The 16,801-nt window shown below is 57.4% G+C and carries 12 protein-coding genes; 5 read left to right on the top strand and 7 right to left on the bottom strand.

The genetic code is table 11. The annotated features are described in order from the left end of the window. The first annotated feature begins 32 nt into the window (after window positions 1-32). Window positions 33-2,963: an RNA polymerase-associated protein RapA gene (gene rapA, locus ZBT109_RS01650; protein ID WP_027704548.1), complete on the top strand. Its 2,931-nt coding sequence runs from the start codon at window positions 33-35 to the stop codon at window positions 2,961-2,963. A 571-nt stretch (window positions 2,964-3,534) separates the two neighbouring features. Here the strand turns inward: rapA and ZBT109_RS01645 are convergent. After that, window positions 3,535-4,446 (bottom strand): TIGR01777 family oxidoreductase, encoded by a 912-nt coding sequence (locus ZBT109_RS01645; protein WP_027704547.1) that lies wholly within the window; start codon window positions 4,444-4,446, stop codon window positions 3,535-3,537. 235 nt (window positions 4,447-4,681) lie between these two features. Here ZBT109_RS01645 and phrB point away from each other — a divergent pair, with 235 nt between their 5' ends. The 3 genes from phrB (at window position 4,682) to fabB (ending at window position 8,066) form a co-directional block, all read left to right on the top strand. After that, a complete protein-coding gene (gene phrB, locus ZBT109_RS01640) occupies window positions 4,682-6,103 on the top strand; it encodes a deoxyribodipyrimidine photo-lyase (RefSeq protein WP_027704546.1) in 1,422 nt (473 codons plus the stop codon). A gap of 215 nt (window positions 6,104-6,318) precedes the next feature. Beyond that, window positions 6,319-6,837, top strand: coding sequence for a 3-hydroxyacyl-[acyl-carrier-protein] dehydratase FabA (gene fabA / locus ZBT109_RS01635; protein WP_027704545.1), 519 nt, complete (start codon window positions 6,319-6,321; stop codon window positions 6,835-6,837). Between the two features lie 14 nt (window positions 6,838-6,851). Then, entirely contained in the window at window positions 6,852-8,066 is a 1,215-nt protein-coding gene (gene fabB / locus ZBT109_RS01630) for a beta-ketoacyl-ACP synthase I (protein WP_027704544.1), read from the top strand. 454 nt (window positions 8,067-8,520) lie between these two features. Here the strand turns inward: fabB and ZBT109_RS01625 are convergent, their stop codons facing one another. The 5 genes from ZBT109_RS01625 to ZBT109_RS01605 form a co-directional block, all read right to left on the bottom strand. After that, on the bottom strand, window positions 8,521-9,231 hold the full coding sequence (locus ZBT109_RS01625) for a lysophospholipid acyltransferase family protein (RefSeq protein ID WP_027704543.1): 711 nt from the start codon (window positions 9,229-9,231) through the stop codon (window positions 8,521-8,523). A gap of 195 nt (window positions 9,232-9,426) precedes the next feature. After that, on the bottom strand, window positions 9,427-10,311 hold the full coding sequence (locus ZBT109_RS01620) for a sugar nucleotide-binding protein (RefSeq protein ID WP_145984462.1): 885 nt from the start codon (window positions 10,309-10,311) through the stop codon (window positions 9,427-9,429). 156 nt (window positions 10,312-10,467) lie between these two features. Further along, window positions 10,468-10,974, bottom strand: a complete 507-nt coding sequence (locus ZBT109_RS01615) for a hypothetical protein (RefSeq protein WP_027704541.1) — start codon at window positions 10,972-10,974, stop codon at window positions 10,468-10,470. Between the two features lie 126 nt (window positions 10,975-11,100). Further along, a complete protein-coding gene (locus ZBT109_RS01610; RefSeq protein ID WP_156934025.1) occupies window positions 11,101-11,580 on the bottom strand; it encodes a hypothetical protein in 480 nt (159 codons plus the stop codon). Window positions 11,581-11,927: 347 nt separating this feature from the next. Further along, window positions 11,928-12,557: a single-stranded DNA-binding protein gene (locus tag ZBT109_RS01605; protein ID WP_027704539.1), complete on the bottom strand. Its 630-nt coding sequence runs from the start codon at window positions 12,555-12,557 to the stop codon at window positions 11,928-11,930. Window positions 12,558-12,797: 240 nt separating this feature from the next. Between ZBT109_RS01605 and uvrA the strand changes: the two genes are divergently transcribed. Continuing rightward, the gene (gene uvrA / locus ZBT109_RS01600) at window positions 12,798-15,638 is read left to right on the top strand and encodes an excinuclease ABC subunit UvrA (protein ID WP_027704538.1); all 2,841 of its coding nucleotides are present in this window, start codon (window positions 12,798-12,800) and stop codon (window positions 15,636-15,638) included. 769 nt (window positions 15,639-16,407) lie between these two features. On the opposite strand, the gene rplQ is transcribed toward uvrA, so the two are convergent. Next, window positions 16,408-16,791 (bottom strand): 50S ribosomal protein L17, encoded by a 384-nt coding sequence (rplQ, locus tag ZBT109_RS01595; protein WP_027704537.1) that lies wholly within the window; start codon window positions 16,789-16,791, stop codon window positions 16,408-16,410. Window positions 16,792-16,801 lie beyond the last annotated feature (10 nt).

Here is a 16,801-nt window from a genome sequence, read left to right as displayed (position 1 = left end):
ACCATGAATCTTTACGGGCACTTCTCTGAACTATGAGCGACTTCACACCAGGCCAGCGCTGGATCAGCGATGGCGAAGCGAATCTTGGGCTGGGCACCATCCTTTTCTGTGATGCCCGCACCGTCAGAGTCTACTTTGCCGCTAGCGAAGAGACGCGCACCTACAGCACCCGCCAAGCCCCGCTAACCCGCGTGGTCTTCGGCAGCGGTGATCAGGTGGAATCCGCCGACGGTGAAACCCTTCGCGTCGAAGACATCAAGGAAGATGCCAACGGGTTGGTCACGTATATCTGCGCCAGACAGGACGGTACGCTGACCGAACTCCCCGAATCCTGCCTCAACGATCGCATGGCCTTCCATCAGGCCCGCGACAAGCTGCTGACAGGTCAGGTCGATCGCAACGACGCGTTCAACCTGCGTTACCGCAGCCTCAATCACCACGCGCGTCTGCAGCGCCACCCCGGCTACGGCTTCTCAGGGCCGAAGGTCGACCTGATCCCGCACCAAACCGGCATTGCACTCGACGTGGCCAATCGCCACCGCCCGCGCGTCCTGCTGGCCGATGAAGTGGGACTAGGCAAGACCATCGAAGCAGGCCTCATCCTGCACCGTATGATGGTCACAGGCCGCGTTGGCCGCACCCTGATTCTGGTTCCGGAAAGCCTGACTCACCAGTGGCTGGTCGAGCTGCTGCGTCGCTTCGGGCTGGAAGCGCGCCTGCTTGATGAAAAGCAGAGCCAGCAGTACCCCGATGAAAACCCATTCGACACGGCTCAGCTGGTACTGGCCAGTGCTCAGTGGCTGTTCGCCAATCCGCGCCGCCAGCAGCAGGCAGAAGCCTGCCAGTGGGATATGCTGATCGTCGACGAGGCTCATCACCTCAATGAAGAAGACGCCGATAGCGGCTATCCCTTCGTCTCAACGCTGACCGCTCAGATTCCCAGCGTACTGCTGCTGACCGCCACACCGGAACAGCTCGGAGCAGAACGCCACTTCGCCCTGCTGCAACTGCTCGACCCCGAGCGTTATCACGATCTAGAGACGTTCAAGCAGGAAGAAGAACGTCATGCGCCGCTGGCCAACATCATGGATGGTCTCGTCGCCCTGCACGAACAGCGCACCCCGCTCTCGGCCGAACGGGAAGCCCAACTGCTGGCCTTCATTGCCGATGACGAGGACGCTCAGCAGGCATGGCAGGCACTACGTGCCGACGGTGACGAGGATGCTCAACAACTGGCCTTCGCGCGTCTGCGCAGCGCGCTGCTGGACCGTCACGGTCTCGGCCGTGTGATGTTCCACCACAGCCGCCGCGACATCGCAGGCTTCCCAGAACGCCGCCTGCATACCCAGCGACTGGAAGCACCACTGCCCTATCAGCGTGTCGTACGCCGCCTCCAGCGCAATGAGGACTACCTCGATACGCTGATGATTGAGCACGAGTTGGCCTACCCCGACCTACTGCTCTATCCCGAAGACACCTATATGGCGTTGACGACCGAAGATGCTGATCCGTGGTGGAAGATTGACCCCCGCGTACAGGCCATCATCGACTGGGTAGAAGAACACCCGGGCGAACAGGCGCTGGTTATCTGCCATTCAAGCGCTACGGTGCGCTCGCTGGCAGAAGGGCTGCGCGTCATCGCGGGCCTGCATGTGCCCGTCTTCCACGAGCACATGTCGCTGATCGAACGTGACCGTGCCGCGGCCGCCTTCGTCGACGGCGAATCCAATTGCCCGTTACTGATCTGTGCCGAAGTCGGTGCGGAAGGTCGCAACTTCCAAAACTGCCACCACCTGATCATGTTCGATGTGCCGACTCATCCGGATCAGCTCGAACAGCGCATCGGCCGCCTCGACCGTATCGGTCAACAGCACCCGATCGACATTCATTTGCTCACACTTGAAGGCACACCGATGGAAGCGGTTGCCCGCTGGTATGCCGAAGGCGTGATGAGCTTTGGTGAACCGACCGGGCTGGGCAGCGAACTCTACGACGCCTTTAATGAATCGCTGGATGCCGCGCTGCTGGATGCCGACGAGCTAGATGCCGTCATCGCAGATACCCGCGACGCACTAGAAGAACGCCGCCAGAAACGCCAAGCCGGCCGCTATCGCCTGCTCGCGCACCGCACGGCTGGTCAGCCGCAGGCCATGGCCGATCTAATTACTGAGCTGGACGATCAAGAGAAGCTGTCACGCTATCTGGAACAGGCCAGCGAAGTGTTCGGGTTCGACATCAAGGACCTCGGTGGCGAGCTGTACCACATTGCACCAACGGGCCAACTGCTGGACGGTCTGCCTGGACTGGTCAAGGGTGAAGAAGGCTTCTCGGCGACGTTCTCGCGCAGCGTTGCGCTAGAGCGTGATGACGTAGAACGCTTGTCGTGGGAACACCCGCTGGTGCAGGAACTGCTGTCACGCGCAATCGACAGCCCGCACGGCAATACGTCACTGGCCCTGCTCAAGCACCCCGCGATTCCGGCGGGCCGCCTGATGACCGAAGTGATGTTCGTCACGCAGACGCCCGCGCCCAAGGCACTGCATGCAGGCCGCTTCCTGCCACCGACACCTATCCGCGTTTTGCTGGATCAAGGCGGTCAGGTGCTGACGAAGAACGTCTCGTTTGGCGGTCTAGCCAAGCACCTGCAGCGTGTTAAGCGTGCGATGGCCCGCGATATCATCAAGCAGTGCCTGCCGCAGCTGCGTGAGATGCTGGACAAGGCCGAAGGCGAAGCCGATCGCGAGCTGCCAGCACTGGTGAAAGCCGCGCATCAGGGTATGTGCGATACGCTGGATCAGGAACTGGCACGCCTCAAGGCACTGGCCGCACGCACGCCGGGCATCCGCCAGGATGAGATTGACGCCCTGCAGCAGGAGCGTGACCAACTGGAAGTCGCCATCAACGACTCCCGCCTGCGCCTGGATGCCGTACGCGTCATCGTCACGGTTGATCCCAACAGCTGATCGCCAAAGGGCAGTACGCCTATACGCAACAGCGCCCATACGGTTCTCCCGTATGGGCGCTGTCATCATCGGGCATAACATCATCGCTTCTTCATCTCAGAACACTGCCATTGCCCGACGATAGCAGCATAACAGCTACAAAAGCCCTTTCTCTGACGCTATCTTACCCCACGCCTTTACAATCATTGTCAACACCTCCATGCGCTACCGAGACGGGTATCGACAGGGTGTGTACCGCTGCATGTATCACCGTAAGGGCAACCATTTCTAGAGTAAGCAATACACCGCTCATCCCCTCACCCTCATCTAACCAAAGCCCTCACCAATACAGCTACCCTACCGAAGCAGCACCAAGGCATGCGCCGCAGGCAGGCCAACAGGACCTACGGTGTCCAAAACCAGCAAGGCGTACGGCCGCAGAACCACCATTCTTCCTCACGCCGGCCTCGTCTGTCACCCGCCATACGTCTCTCCTACCACGAGCAGCATCAAAGCACATGCCGATATGGCCCGCGGCCCCCAACGCTAGCGTCGACCGCAGGGCTATGATGCTTCTGCCCTGTCGACAGGCTCATGTATCGTGCAGTGCCTTAGCCAACGCCGCAGGCAGCTGTGGAGCCGTAAAGGCAAAACCGCTGCTAAGCAGCTTGGTAGGCCGCATGTTCACGCTGGCGGTCAGCAGCGATGCCCGTTCTCCCAGCGCCAGCCATACCGCCAATGTCGGCACTCTGACCCACACGGGACGATTCAAGGCATGCCCCACAGCCTTCATGAAATCACGCTGGCTGACGGGTACAGGGGCGCTCATGTTGACGGGGCCGGACAGTGACGGCTCGGTCAGCATATAGATGATCGCGCGCACCACATCATCTAACAGCACCCACGGCATCATGGCGCGGCCTCGACCGATCCACCCACCCATCCCGCAACGAAAGGCGGGCAGCATCGACTTCAACATGCCTCCGCTGCGCCCTAACACCAGCCCAAGACGCAGCGTGATCAGGCGTGCGCCGCTTTCTGCCAGTGGCGAAGCGGCAAGCTCCCATGCCTGACACAGCCGATGGGCAAAATCATCGTGCGGCGCCGTAGCCTCAGTGACCGCCGCCGCGCCCTGATCGCCATAGAACCCCATTGCGGAACCAGAGATGACAACATGAGGCAATTCAATCAATTGCTCGCACAGCCATACGATATCCTGTGTCATTCGCACACGGCCGTCGATCAGCTCACGCTTGTAGTTTGGGGTCCAGCGCCGAGCAGCAATCGGTGCACCCGCTAGATTGATGATGGCATCGAAGGCGGCATCGGGATGTTGCTGCCATAGCGCACGCACATCCTTAAATGCCGCCACCTCAGCCCCGAGAAGGGCGGTGACCTGTTCCGGCCGCCGGGAGATCACAGTGAGGCTATGGCCATCAAGGCGCAATCTTCGGCACAACGCTCGACCGATGAAGCCTGTGGCGCCTGTAAGCAGTATGTTCATAATGTGCCTGAATGGATAACGGTATGGATCCGCAGCGCTGCAGAGCAGCCGTGGCGTTGATCCCTACAGGATAGGAGAAGAGGTCCACGATTTGACAGCAAAGTGCAGGCTCACCACAATCGTGCCCTTTTGACTCGCTGGCGCTATTTTTGCTGGCATTACCCCAACGGGAAATCAACGCTCTATACTGGTAGCACAACGCACATGTCTACCCGCCTCGGTTCAGGAGTTCCACATGCCTTCAGATCGCCAGCTAGTCTGGTTCAGAAGTGATCTGCGCATCGAAGATCACCGTGCCCTGGCGCACGCACGCCGCCGTGGCCCCGTCATCGCCGTGGTCATCCGCAGTCAGAAACAGTGGGCTTCTCACGACCGAGGCCCGAACTGGTTCGATTTTTGGCAGCGAGGCGTAGCCGCACTCGCACAGTCACTTAACGTATTGAATATCCCGCTGATCATGCTGGATATCGACCATTTTGCCGATATTCCCAGTAAATTGATCTCGTTTGCGCAACGGAACGAGTGTGGCACTATTCATTTCAACGATGAGTACGGGCTTGATGAACGTCGCCGCGATCAAGGTGTCGTACAACAAGCGCGCCGCCACAATCTGACGGTCGAGCGCCACACCGATCACGTGCTGTTTCGCCCCGGTGATCTGCTGACAGGCAAGGGTGAGTATTACAGCGTCTACACACCGTTCTACAAGGCGTGGCTACGCAATCTGACCGCCGATCAGCTGCATCAAGACGATGCGCCACAGGCACAGACACCTATTGCGGGCATCAGCACCACGCTGCTCGATGACATGCCCGCTGCGGCTGAGCACATCATGCGCCAATGGCCTGCTGGTGAAGCGGCTGCGCAGGATCGGCTGGCCCACTTTCTGACCCGCCGCGTACAGCACTACGCCGAACAGCGTGACTTTCCCGCCGTCGACGGCACCAGCCAGCTGTCACCGCATCTGGCACTGGGCATGATCTCGATTCGGCAAGCGCTCAACGCTGCCGCATCCATGAATGAAGGACGGTTGGGCGATGGGCACCAAGGCATCACGACTTGGATCAACGAGCTGGTATGGCGCGAGTTCTATCAGCACATCCTAGTCGCCGCGCCGCGCGTGTCGATGCACCAGCCGTTCAAGGAAAACACTCGCCACCTGAAGTGGCTCAACGAACGCACACACTTCAAGGCGTGGTGCGAAGGCCGGACAGGCTACCCTCTGGTAGACGCGGCCATGCGCCAGCTAACGGCGACCGGCTGGATGCACAACCGGCTGCGCATGCTGACAGCAACGTTTCTCTCCAAGCACCTACTGACCGACTGGCGCTGGGGGGAAGCATTTTTCATGAACCATCTTTTGGATGGGGAGCTAGGGGCAAACAATGGCGGGTGGCAATGGGCCGCCTCCACGGGCACGGACTCGGCACCTTATTTCAGGGTGTTCAATCCAGTGACTCAGTCGGAACGCTTTGATAAGAACGGTGATTTCATCGCTCAGTGGGTACCCGAACTGGCCTCGGTACCAGCCAAGCAGCGGCATTTTCCTGACGCGGCAACGCGCAGTCGCTGTGGCTATCCGGCCCCGATCGTCGATCACAAGGCAGCACGCCTGCGCGCTATCGAGGCGTTCAAGGCCTTGCCTTCCGATGATTAAGCCCCCATTACGTCATCTGGACCGCGTGTGGCATAATCCCACGCAGGCAGTGAATACGTCAGGCCAAGGCGTGCATTCACTGGGTGCCCCCGATACACTGACGATAACCATGCGTCGACGGGGCATGTTCCGATTCGTGCAGCGAGATCAGGCTGGCCGCCACGGCAGTCGCTGGTCCGCAAAGGCACTTCACTTTTGACCCGCGGAATGAATCAGTGACCAAGCAACAATCCTTTACCTACGATGAACTGCTCAAGTGCAGTCAAGGCGAACTTTTCGGTGAGGGCAACGCACAGCTGCCAGCCCCCAACATGCTTATGCTTGATCGCATAGTCCACATCAGTGAAGAAGGTGGTCATTACGGTAAAGGCGAGCTGATTGCCGAACTCGACATCAATCCTGACCTGTGGTTCTTCAAATGCCACTTCCCGGGCGATCCGGTCATGCCTGGCTGTCTCGGTCTTGACGCCATGTGGCAGCTACTTGGCTTCCACTTGGGCTGGCTGGGCAACCCTGGCCGCGGCCGTGCACTCGGCTGCGGAGAAGTGAAATTCTCTGGCCAAGTCATGCCGACCGCCAAGAAGGTCACCTATCATATTCACGTCAAGCGCGTTATGACGCGTCGCTTGATTCTCGGCATTGGCGACGGTGTTGTGTCCGTCGATGGCGAGGAAATCTATCAGGCCAAGGATCTGCGTGTCGGCCTGTTTTCCACTCCAGCAGCGAATTTTTGAGACGGGAGGCTTCCATGAAACGAGTGGTAGTCACCGGCCTGGGTATCGTGTCCTGCTTGGGCAATGACCAGCAGCAGGTACTGGACGCGCTAAAAGCAGGCCGTTCGGGCATCCGCTATCGCGAAGAGTATGCCGAACACGGCATGCGTAGCCAGATTGCCGGCGCAGTCGAGATTGATCTCGACCCCCTTATTGATCGTAAATTTAGACGCTTCATGGGCGATGCAGCGGCATATGCCTATGTATCCATGAAGCAAGCCATCGAAGATGCAGGTCTAGCACCGGAGCAGGTATCCAACCTGCGTACCGGTCTGATCGCAGGCTCTGGCGGCGCGTCCTCTGCCAATCAGGTAGAAGCGGCCGACATCCTGCGTGAAAAAGGCCTGCGTCGCGTAGGTCCTTACCGCGTCACCCGCACCATGGGCAGCACGGTTTCGGCTTGTCTGGCGACACCATTCGCCATCAAGGGCGTCAACTACTCCATCTCGTCTGCCTGTGCGACATCAGCACACTGCATCGGCAGCGCGGTAGAGCAGATCCAGCTCGGCAAGCAGGACATCGTCTTTGCCGGCGGTGGTGAAGAAGAGCACTGGACACTGTCCTGCCTCTTCGACGCTATGGGTGCCCTCTCCACACGCTACAACGACACGCCTGAAAAAGCGTCTCGTCCGTATGACAGCGCACGCGACGGTTTCGTCATCGCTGGCGGCGGCGGTATCGTCGTACTCGAAGAGTATGAACACGCCAAAGCACGCGGTGCGAAGATCTACGCGGAAGTCGTTGGCTATGGCGCCAACTCCGACGGTTACGACATGGTCGCGCCGTCCGGTGAAGGCGGCAAGCGCTGCATGGAAATGGCGTTGGCCACTTCTGAAGGTCCGATTGATTACATCAACACCCACGGAACGTCTACACCGGTAGGCGACCTCAGCGAACTGCGTGCGATGCGCGAGCTGTTCGGCAATAAAGTGCCGCCGCTCTCCTCCACCAAATCGCTGACCGGTCACTCTCTCGGCGCAACCGGGGTGCAGGAAGCGATCTACACGCTTCTGATGATGCAGAACGACTTCATCTGCGCGTCTGCCAACATCGACGAGCTTGACCCGGAAGCAGACGGTTTCGATATCGTGCGTGAACGCCGCGATAACGTCCGCCTAAACCGTGCCATGTCCAACAGCTTCGGCTTTGGTGGCACCAACGCGTCGCTGCTGTTCCAACGCATCGACTAAGCAAGACAGTCGAGCGAAAAAGGCCGCCCTTCGGGGCGGCTTTTTTGTCTGTTCCTTTCCTTGCGCACTCAATCAGTCGAGCGAAAAAGGCCAACTCATTGCGCAAGAATGAGCGTATCTATTGCCTTCATGGCATTGCCCTCAGAAATAGAGCCGTCCACTACCTCTTACCAGCCCACTCGCCATACATCCTCTTGTGGATAACCCAAAGCCCTTTGCTGCTCAAATGCCGATATCACGTGCGCGGGAGGCACGAAATTCTTTTTCGGCACAACAGGCAGCGGCAACGGTAATCAATCTATGGTACGCGCCAGCATGCTTACTGATATAAAGGCATCATGCTCTGCCAGCCATTTCTGCCCATAACGCCTCCTCCGAGCGGCAACAGCAAGCATCAAAGCATAAAAAAAGCGACCCACTAAGGTCGCTTCGCGTTTCGAGTGCAGAAGACGGGTCAACCACCAATGTGTTCACGCTCCGCGTTGATCCACGCTTCTGCTTCTTCTGTGACGCTAGCGGCATCGCGCCCAACCGTTTCAATCGGCGCACCGATAACGACCGTGATACGCCCAGGACGCTTGATCCAGCTGTTGTTGAGCCAACAGTGCCCCGCATTGTGAGCGATAGGCACAACCGGACAGTTGGCACGGCAGGCAATCAAAGCCCCACTCTTGGCAAACGGCTTGCGCTCGCCGGGCGCCAGTCGGGTACCCTCAGGAAAGATCAGCATCGACAGCCCTTGCTTCAGCTTTTCCGGCCCTTCCTTGATCACCTGTTTGAGCGCTCGTGTTGGGCTGGATCGGTCCAAGGCAATGGGACGAATCAAACGCAGTGACCAACCGAATACAGGGATGTTCAGCAGCTCTTTCTTCAGCACGGTGCATACCGGCGGCTTGAGGATCTGCAGGAACAACGTCTCCCACTCGCTCTGGTGATTGGACAGCAGCACACAGGCACCTTTCGGCAGATGCTCACGCCCCGTCACATCAATTCGAATACCGCACGCAATGGATAGCCAACCCATCATCGCTCGGTTGTACAGGTTCAGGACCGGAAAACGTTTTTTATACGGCAGGCACAACGCTATGGGCGACAGCACCACAGCCACAAACAGCACCAGCACGACATAGCCGGTGTAAAAGATAATGCTTCGCAGGGCATTCATAGTGCCACTCTCTCCTCATTGCCCCGTATGGGAACGATATTCAAGTCCATAGCATCAAGCCACAAGCGCAAAGATAACAAAGCGCTTGGAATGTCGTGCGACAGCAAAGCGTACGCTCGACGCCGCACAACGAAAAACAGGTCTAAAGAGAATCCAGCGAACGCGCCCAAAGGCCGTACGCACGAGGTATACGCCTCAATCAGCGCCGCCCCCTTTTACCATCGGTATGCCGTGCATCGACAACCAACGGCGCACGTGATGCTGCAATGGCTCACGCCACGCGGTCTGATGGATACCAAAGGTCATCAAGATCTTCTGGCAACCCAGAATACGGCGTACGGTACTGCCCAAACCTTCGGCCACAATCGCCGTCTCCGGCAACGCCTGCAAGACGCCAGGCATCGCTGTGTCACGCAGACAGGCCAGCGTGGCCGCCGCGAACTCGAACTGGCTGACCGGTTCTCGCCCTGACAGGTGGAATGTTCCCCACGCGTCAGCCCCATTGTCGAGCTGGAGAATCATGCCCAGCACGGCACGCGCCAGCGCATCCACAGGTAAGGGGGCTAGAAACAGGTGGTCATCCGCCGTCACGGTTTCTCCTTCCAACCAGCTCGAAAGCTGCTCAGGCAGCGCCATGCCATCACCTTCGCTACCGAACAGCTCACTAGTACGAATGATGATGTGACGGTGCCAGTGCTGGCGTACCGCACTCTCAATCTCGGCCAGCTTCTGAAGGGCGGCTGCAAGCGGTCTGGGCTGCTCGCTTTCATTCAGCAGATGCTCATGATCCTGTTCGAACAGCTGATGCCCGACGCACCACACCAGCATCATATCGAGACGCTGACAGGATGCCTGCAACGTTTCGACTAACACGGCATGCTGCTCAATAACGGTCAAGGGCAAGCGTTCCGGGTGAATGAGCGGCGGTATCACGACGACATCGGCACGATGCTCGTTCAGATAGTTCAAGGCATCCGAAAGCCCGTCGGCCAACCACATGTCGACGTCATGACGAGGCGCTACCTCCTGTTGCAGGGCTAGCGTCAATCCATGCCGATTGTCAGGGATGAGTAGTTTCAATGCGTTTCGCCTTGAACAGGGATGAGGATAACGGTGCGCTTCATATCACATGGGGCAAGAAGAACAGGTTTTTCACCTCTTCTATAAAGCCTCGCCATAAGACCGAAGGCACCACCACTATGGCATGCATGTTATCGCATGACCGTTCGACCTTCATCATTCCATGAAGATGCGATTAGCTACGCTCATGGCACGCTTACCGTTGGTATTGGCCGACAGAAAGTCTATTCCGGCAACCGACAGCGATAGTGGCTGTTGCGCCATGATCTGTTCCTTCCAGTAAGTGGCGGGCTGCTGTATAGGCCAGGCCATAATCGTCATTTGCCCCCCCATGCAGCGATACCCGAATGTCTGCACGCGCCCGTTCAACGTGCCGTCACCCAGTAGCGTCATATCCAGCCCTGTATCAGTATCCGCCGCACACAGCGGCAGTGGATGCCGACTCACATCAATCACCAGCGAAGGCTCAGCCGTATTTAGGGTGAAATTGCTACGCAGCACCATGCTGATCGCTGCATCAGAAGCATCGGGTAGTACAGGATAACGCGATGTCAGTTTCTGCCACTCCCCCGACGACGCGATTGGGTCTGCCACAGCAATGCTGGCACTGACTAACGTCAAGGCAATGGCCCATCGTGCAATGCGCGATAACCATCGAATCATATTGTTCCCCCTCTCTTCGCCTGGTAAGCCCAATCCACTCACATTACCTCGGCATTCACGCACCCACTCACCCTTTCGTGAATGGAAAAACGCCGCTACGCTGGACGGCGCAGCGGCACAAGGGTACTACAACAGCATGCGCTGCTCCGTCACCTTCAGTGCATCCAGACCATTACAGTTCGCGCCACGGAAAGAATGCACGCCTACCCGCATCTCGATGGGCTGCTGCGACGCGATCGTGGCCACGATGATCGAGATATCCTCTGGATTCTGTCCCATTAGCTCTAGATCGCGTCCACCCATACACCGATACGCAAAGTGCAATGGCTTGCCGTTGATCTGCCCCACGCCCAGAGGGCGTACCTGATAGGCCATTTCATCGTCGCTCTGGCACAGCGGGAAGGAAGGAAAGGTCAGATACGGAATGATGTCGTTGCTTTCCATGTCATTACCCAGCTGCAAGTAAGCACCCGACGCACGTGTATCCTGCATGATAGCGGGCCCGGTGCGATCCCATTCCCAGCAGCGTCCATCGTCAGCCCGCGCCGACGACAGGCCTACAAGCAACAGTATCGTGCTCAAAAACGCCCACACTTTCCTTGTCATCCTTGTACCCCAGATCATCGTATTTCTTCTCGTTGAATCAATATGTCACGGCACACACACCGCTGACTCAGGGGCGACACGTTCTCTGGACTTAGCCATAAAATGCACACGCCGATAAGCTTCGCGGTTTCTCTAGGAATGTGCACCATCCTGCATATTGTCCACTATCGCTGCGGTTTGTTGAACACACCCTCTTAAATCATGCAGCGAGTAATATGACGACAAGTCGATGTGGGTACTATGTCACCACGCGAATTCGTAACCACTCTCGTACGTTCTGGCATAAAAAAACGAGGCCTCCTGAACGGAAGGCCTCGCATCGTATATAACGCAAGGTTCAGCAATAATCAGAACGGAATTTCGTCATCGAAATCGTCGAAGCCGCCCGGCGCTGGCGCACCATTGTTCTGCTGCTGGGGCTGACCATAAGGGGTACCCTGCTGCTGCGGAGCACCGCCAAACGACTGAGACTGCTGCTGCGCAGGCTGCTGGGGTTGCTGCGGCGCGGCACTACGCTGTTGCTGCTGAGGCTGACCATAAGGATTGCCCTGCTGCTGGCCGCCGTTATTCATGCCGCCTTGGGGTTGATAGCCGCCTTGCTGACCCCCATTATTCGGATAGTCATTGCCACCCGCATTGCCACGAGAATCCAGCATTTGCATATCGTTGGCAACGATCTCGGTAGAATAGCGATCCTGACCGTCTTGGCCTTGCCATTTACGCGTCTGCAGGCGACCTTCGATATAAAGACGGGAGCCTTTGTGAACGTACTGCTGCGCGATTTCCGCCAGCTTGTTGAACAGCACAACGGAATGCCATTCCGTGCGTTCCTGACGCTGTCCAGTCTGACGATCGGTCCAGCTATCGCTGGTAGCGATACGCAGGTTGCACACAGGGTTGCCTGAGGGCAGGAACCGTACGTCCGGATCCTGACCCACGTTGCCTATCAGGATGACCTTGTTTACACCACGGGCCATAAGTCCCTCTCCTAGAATGGTGAATGACGGCAGATGCGCCCTGCCACATGCAGAGTGCCTTGCCATCGCGTTCATGAGTCAGGGCCTCATCAATGAAGCTCTGCGAGAATGAATCAATTTTAACCCAGATACGCTACTGGATGAATGCCAAACCCAGCTTCCTTTTTCTGAAGCTGCTGCTTTGCGTCAGACATGTCTTCCTGCCTATAGTTAAACGCTTGATCACATTTCGAGGCTGCTATGGATCGTATATCGGTACGCGGTGCGCGCACGCACAATTTGAAGAACATCGATGTCGACCTGCCGCGCGACTCGCTGATCGTCGTGACCGGTCTTTCCGGCTCGGGCAAGTCTTCTCTCGCCTTCGACACTCTGTATGCCGAAGGCCAACGTCGCTATGTCGAATCGCTTTCGACGTACGCGCGACAGTTCCTGTCGATGATGGAAAAGCCCGATGTCGATCACATCGAAGGGCTATCCCCTGCCATCTCCATCGAACAGAAATCGACTTCGCACAACCCGCGCTCGACGGTCGGCACCATCACGGAAATCTACGACTACCAGCGCCTGCTGTTTGCACGCGCAGGCACGCCGCGCTGTCCCGAACATGATATAGAACTGGAAGCGCAGACCATCTCTCAGATGGTTGACCAAGTGCTGGCGCTGCCTGAAGGCACCCGCGTCATGCTGATCGCGCCCATCATTAGGGGCCGCAAAGGTGAGCATCTGCAGACGCTGGCGGAAATCCGTTCGCAGGGCTTTGTGCGCGTACAGGTCGACGGCCAAGTCATGGAGCTTGACGATGTGCCGGCACTCGACAAAAACCGCAAGCATGACATAAGTGTCGTCGTAGACCGCATCAAAGTGCGTGCAGACCTCATGCAGCGCTTGGCCGAATCGTTCGAAACGGCACTGACGCTCTCTAATGGCTCAGCCATGCTCGAGTTCATGGACGATGATGACAAAGACCACATCACGTTTTCATCGAAGTTCGCATGCCCCCTGTGCGGCTACGCCATCGCAGAACTCGAACCGCGCATGTTCTCGTTCAACAATCCGGCAGGCGCATGCCCTAGCTGTGACGGCCTTGGCGTTCATCAGTACTTTGACCCTGCTCGTCTTATCCGCGACGACGAACTGTCGCTCTCCGAAGGCGTCATCAAGGGCTGGGACCGCCGCAGCATCTACTATTTCAGCCAGCTCGAAACGGTCGCCGAACACTACGGATTCGATCTGGACACCCCGTGGAAAGAACTGTCACTCGCCGTTCGCGATGTGATCCTTCACGGCAGCGGCCTGAAGGAGCTGTCCTTCAGCTACGTCAACGAACGAGGGCGACGCGTCGAGCGTGTCCATCCGTTCGAAGGCGTCATCCCCAATATGGAACGCCGCTATCGCGATACGGAATCGTCTTCGGTACGCGAAGATCTGGCACGCTACATTGCCATGCGTCCTTGTCCTGAATGCCACGGCAGCCGCCTACGCAAGGAATCCCGTCACGTCTACGTCGACGGGCATACGCTGCCAGAACTCTCGCGCCTACCAATCGGCGATGCACATGCGCTTTTCTCTAATATGACATTGCCTGGCCGCAAGGGAGAGATCGCCGCACGCATCCTGACAGAGATCTGCGCGCGTCTAGAGTTCCTTGTCAACGTCGGCCTCGACTACCTGACCCTAGAACGCAGCGCCGACACGCTGTCGGGTGGTGAAGCTCAACGCATTCGCTTGGCCAGCCAGATTGGTGCCGGTCTAGTTGGTGTCATGTACATCCTTGACGAGCCTTCCATCGGGCTGCATCAGCGCGACAACGATCGACTGCTTGATACGCTCAAGCATCTTCGAGACCTTGGCAATACGGTCATCGTCGTCGAACACGACGAAGACGCTATCCGTGCAGCCGACTACGTACTGGATATTGGGCCGGGCGCGGGGGTACACGGCGGCCGCATCGTCGCTCAAGGCACACCGGAAGAAATAGCGCATAACCCTGAATCGCTGACGGGCCAATACCTCAGTGGTACTCGTCGTATTGAAGTGCCCACCATTCGCCACGAGCCAGATCCTAAGCGCCAGCTGGTACTGCGCGGTGCCAGCGGCAACAACCTCAACAATGTGGACATGACCGTCCCCCTAGGGCTGTTCGTGTGCGTTACGGGTGTCTCCGGCTCAGGGAAATCAACACTGGTCAATTCAACCCTAATGCCGATCGCTGCGCGCGAACTGAACAAGGCCACCAGCCTGTCGCCAGCGCCCTATAAAAGCATTCAGGGTCTGGAGCTACTCGATAAGGTCATCGACATCGACCAAAGCCCGATCGGCCGTACTCCACGCTCTAATCCGGCGACCTATACCGGCATTTTCACATCAATTCGTGAACTGTTTGCCGGAACGCAGGAAGCTCGCTCTCGCGGCTACAAACCCGGACGTTTCAGCTTCAACGTCAAGGGTGGCCGCTGCGAAGCCTGCCAAGGCGACGGCATGATCAAGGTAGAGATGCACTTCCTACCTGACATCTATGTGCCCTGCGATGTCTGCCACGGCAAACGCTATAACCGAGAAACACTCGAGATCCTCTACAAAGAGCACAACATCCATGAAGTGCTCGACATGACCGTAGAGGAAGCACTGGAGTTCTTCAGCCCAGTACCGGCTATCGCTCGGCGCCTACAGACCCTTATGGACGTAGGGCTTTCCTATATCCGCCTCGGACAAAGCGCCACGACCTTATCAGGTGGTGAAGCCCAACGCGTTAAACTGGCCCGCGAACTGGCCAAACGCGATACAGGTCGCACACTGTACATTCTTGATGAGCCGACAACAGGGCTTCATTTCGAAGATATCCGCCAGCTGCTGACGGTACTTCATCGTCTTCGCGATCAAGGCAATAGCATCGTCGTCATTGAGCACAACCTCGACGTCATCAAGACAGCCGACTGGCTGATCGACCTCGGCCCCGAAGGTGGCTCAAAAGGTGGACGCATCATTGCAGAAGGCACGCCAGAGAACGTCAGCAATGCGCCGCAGTCTCATACAGGGCATTTCCTGAAACCGCTGCTAGAACGCGCCCAGCAAGCGTAAACAGAGAAAGATCGGGCCTTATCCACCCCCTTTGCTTTCTCATCACACAAGGCGCTGTTACAGGTGTCTGAGACTAGCCTCCTAATGTGCTTCGACATATTAGGAGGCTTTTTTATAGCACTCTAAAGTAGCTCTTCCCATGCAAAACAAAGCGCCCCTCTTTGCTATGCAAGGCGCCTTGTGGCATGGCCTTTGTGCCACACCGACGGCTCTGACAGCTGTCATAGACCTACGCTAAGAGCTGCACAAATAGCTACGTGGTCGCAATGAACGTTCAGAATAAGCGCTAAAGCCAGATTCACGCGTTCCCTCTCACTGCCAATGACGGCACCGTACTTCTCTGCTTGAGGGCATGGCCTACTTTGGCCTGAATTTATTCAGCCATCCGCACAAAAGCATACCCGCCTCTCCACAGAGTAAGAGAAAGCATGAAACGTTTTGTGGTGGGCACGGCAAAGGTCAAAAGAGGCAATAGCCGTCCTCAACACAAGCGGTGAGGTGGTGAGGTGGTGAGGTGGTGAGGTGGTGAGGTGGTGAGGTGGTGAGGTGGTGAGGTGGTGAGGTGGTGAGGTGGTGAGGTGGTGAGGTGGTGAGGTGGTGAGGTGGTGAGGTGGTGAGGTGGTGAGGTGGTGAGGTGGTGAGGTGGTGAGAGTAAAAAGTGCCTAACCGATCAGTACAACCGCTGAATAAAGAAAAACCGGCCCACCCTAAGGCAAGCCGGTTTCGTTCCACGATACCTACAGACTAGGCTGCAGTTACCGGATCGTGCTTATTCTTCGCCAGCTGCTTCTGCAACGGGACGATCAACAAGCTCAACGTATGCCATCGGAGCATTGTCACCACGACGGAAACCGCATTTCAGGATGCGAACGTAGCCACCCGGACGGTTTGCATAACGTTTACCCAGCTCGGAGAAGAGCTTGCCAACAGCAGCGTCAGAACGCGTACGGCTGAATGCCAGACGACGGTTTGCAACGCTGTCGTTTTTAGCCAGGGTGATCAGCGGCTCGATATGACGACGCAGTTCCTTGGCTTTCGGCAGGGTAGTCTTGATGATTTCGTGCTCGACCAGAGACACGCTCATATTTTTGAACATGGCGTGGCGGTGCGAAGCATTACGATTGAGCTGACGACCACTCTTACGATGACGCATGGTTGTAATT

It is taken from the genome of Zymobacter palmae (genome assembly GCF_003610015.1).
Taxonomy (GTDB): Bacteria; Pseudomonadota; Gammaproteobacteria; order Pseudomonadales; family Halomonadaceae; genus Zymobacter; species Zymobacter palmae.
The sequence above is the reverse complement of the archived record's forward strand: the minus strand, read 5'-3'. Positions and strand labels throughout refer to the sequence as shown.

Coding starts and splice junctions, on each gene's coding strand:
- fabB (WP_027704544.1), top strand. CDS start 6,852: ATGAAACGAGTGGTAGTCACCGGCCTGGGTATCGTGTCCTGCTTGGGC.
- uvrA (WP_027704538.1), top strand. CDS start 12,798: ATGGATCGTATATCGGTACGCGGTGCGCGCACGCACAATTTGAAGAAC.
- phrB (WP_027704546.1), top strand. CDS start 4,682: ATGCCTTCAGATCGCCAGCTAGTCTGGTTCAGAAGTGATCTGCGCATC.
- ZBT109_RS01610 (WP_156934025.1), bottom strand. CDS start 11,580: ATGACAAGGAAAGTGTGGGCGTTTTTGAGCACGATACTGTTGCTTGTA.
- ZBT109_RS01615 (WP_027704541.1), bottom strand. CDS start 10,974: ATGATTCGATGGTTATCGCGCATTGCACGATGGGCCATTGCCTTGACG.
- rplQ (WP_027704537.1), bottom strand. CDS start 16,791: ATGCGTCATCGTAAGAGTGGTCGTCAGCTCAATCGTAATGCTTCGCAC.
- ZBT109_RS01625 (WP_027704543.1), bottom strand. CDS start 9,231: ATGAATGCCCTGCGAAGCATTATCTTTTACACCGGCTATGTCGTGCTG.
- ZBT109_RS01645 (WP_027704547.1), bottom strand. CDS start 4,446: ATGAACATACTGCTTACAGGCGCCACAGGCTTCATCGGTCGAGCGTTG.
- ZBT109_RS01605 (WP_027704539.1), bottom strand. CDS start 12,557: ATGGCCCGTGGTGTAAACAAGGTCATCCTGATAGGCAACGTGGGTCAG.
- rapA (WP_027704548.1), top strand. CDS start 33: ATGAGCGACTTCACACCAGGCCAGCGCTGGATCAGCGATGGCGAAGCG.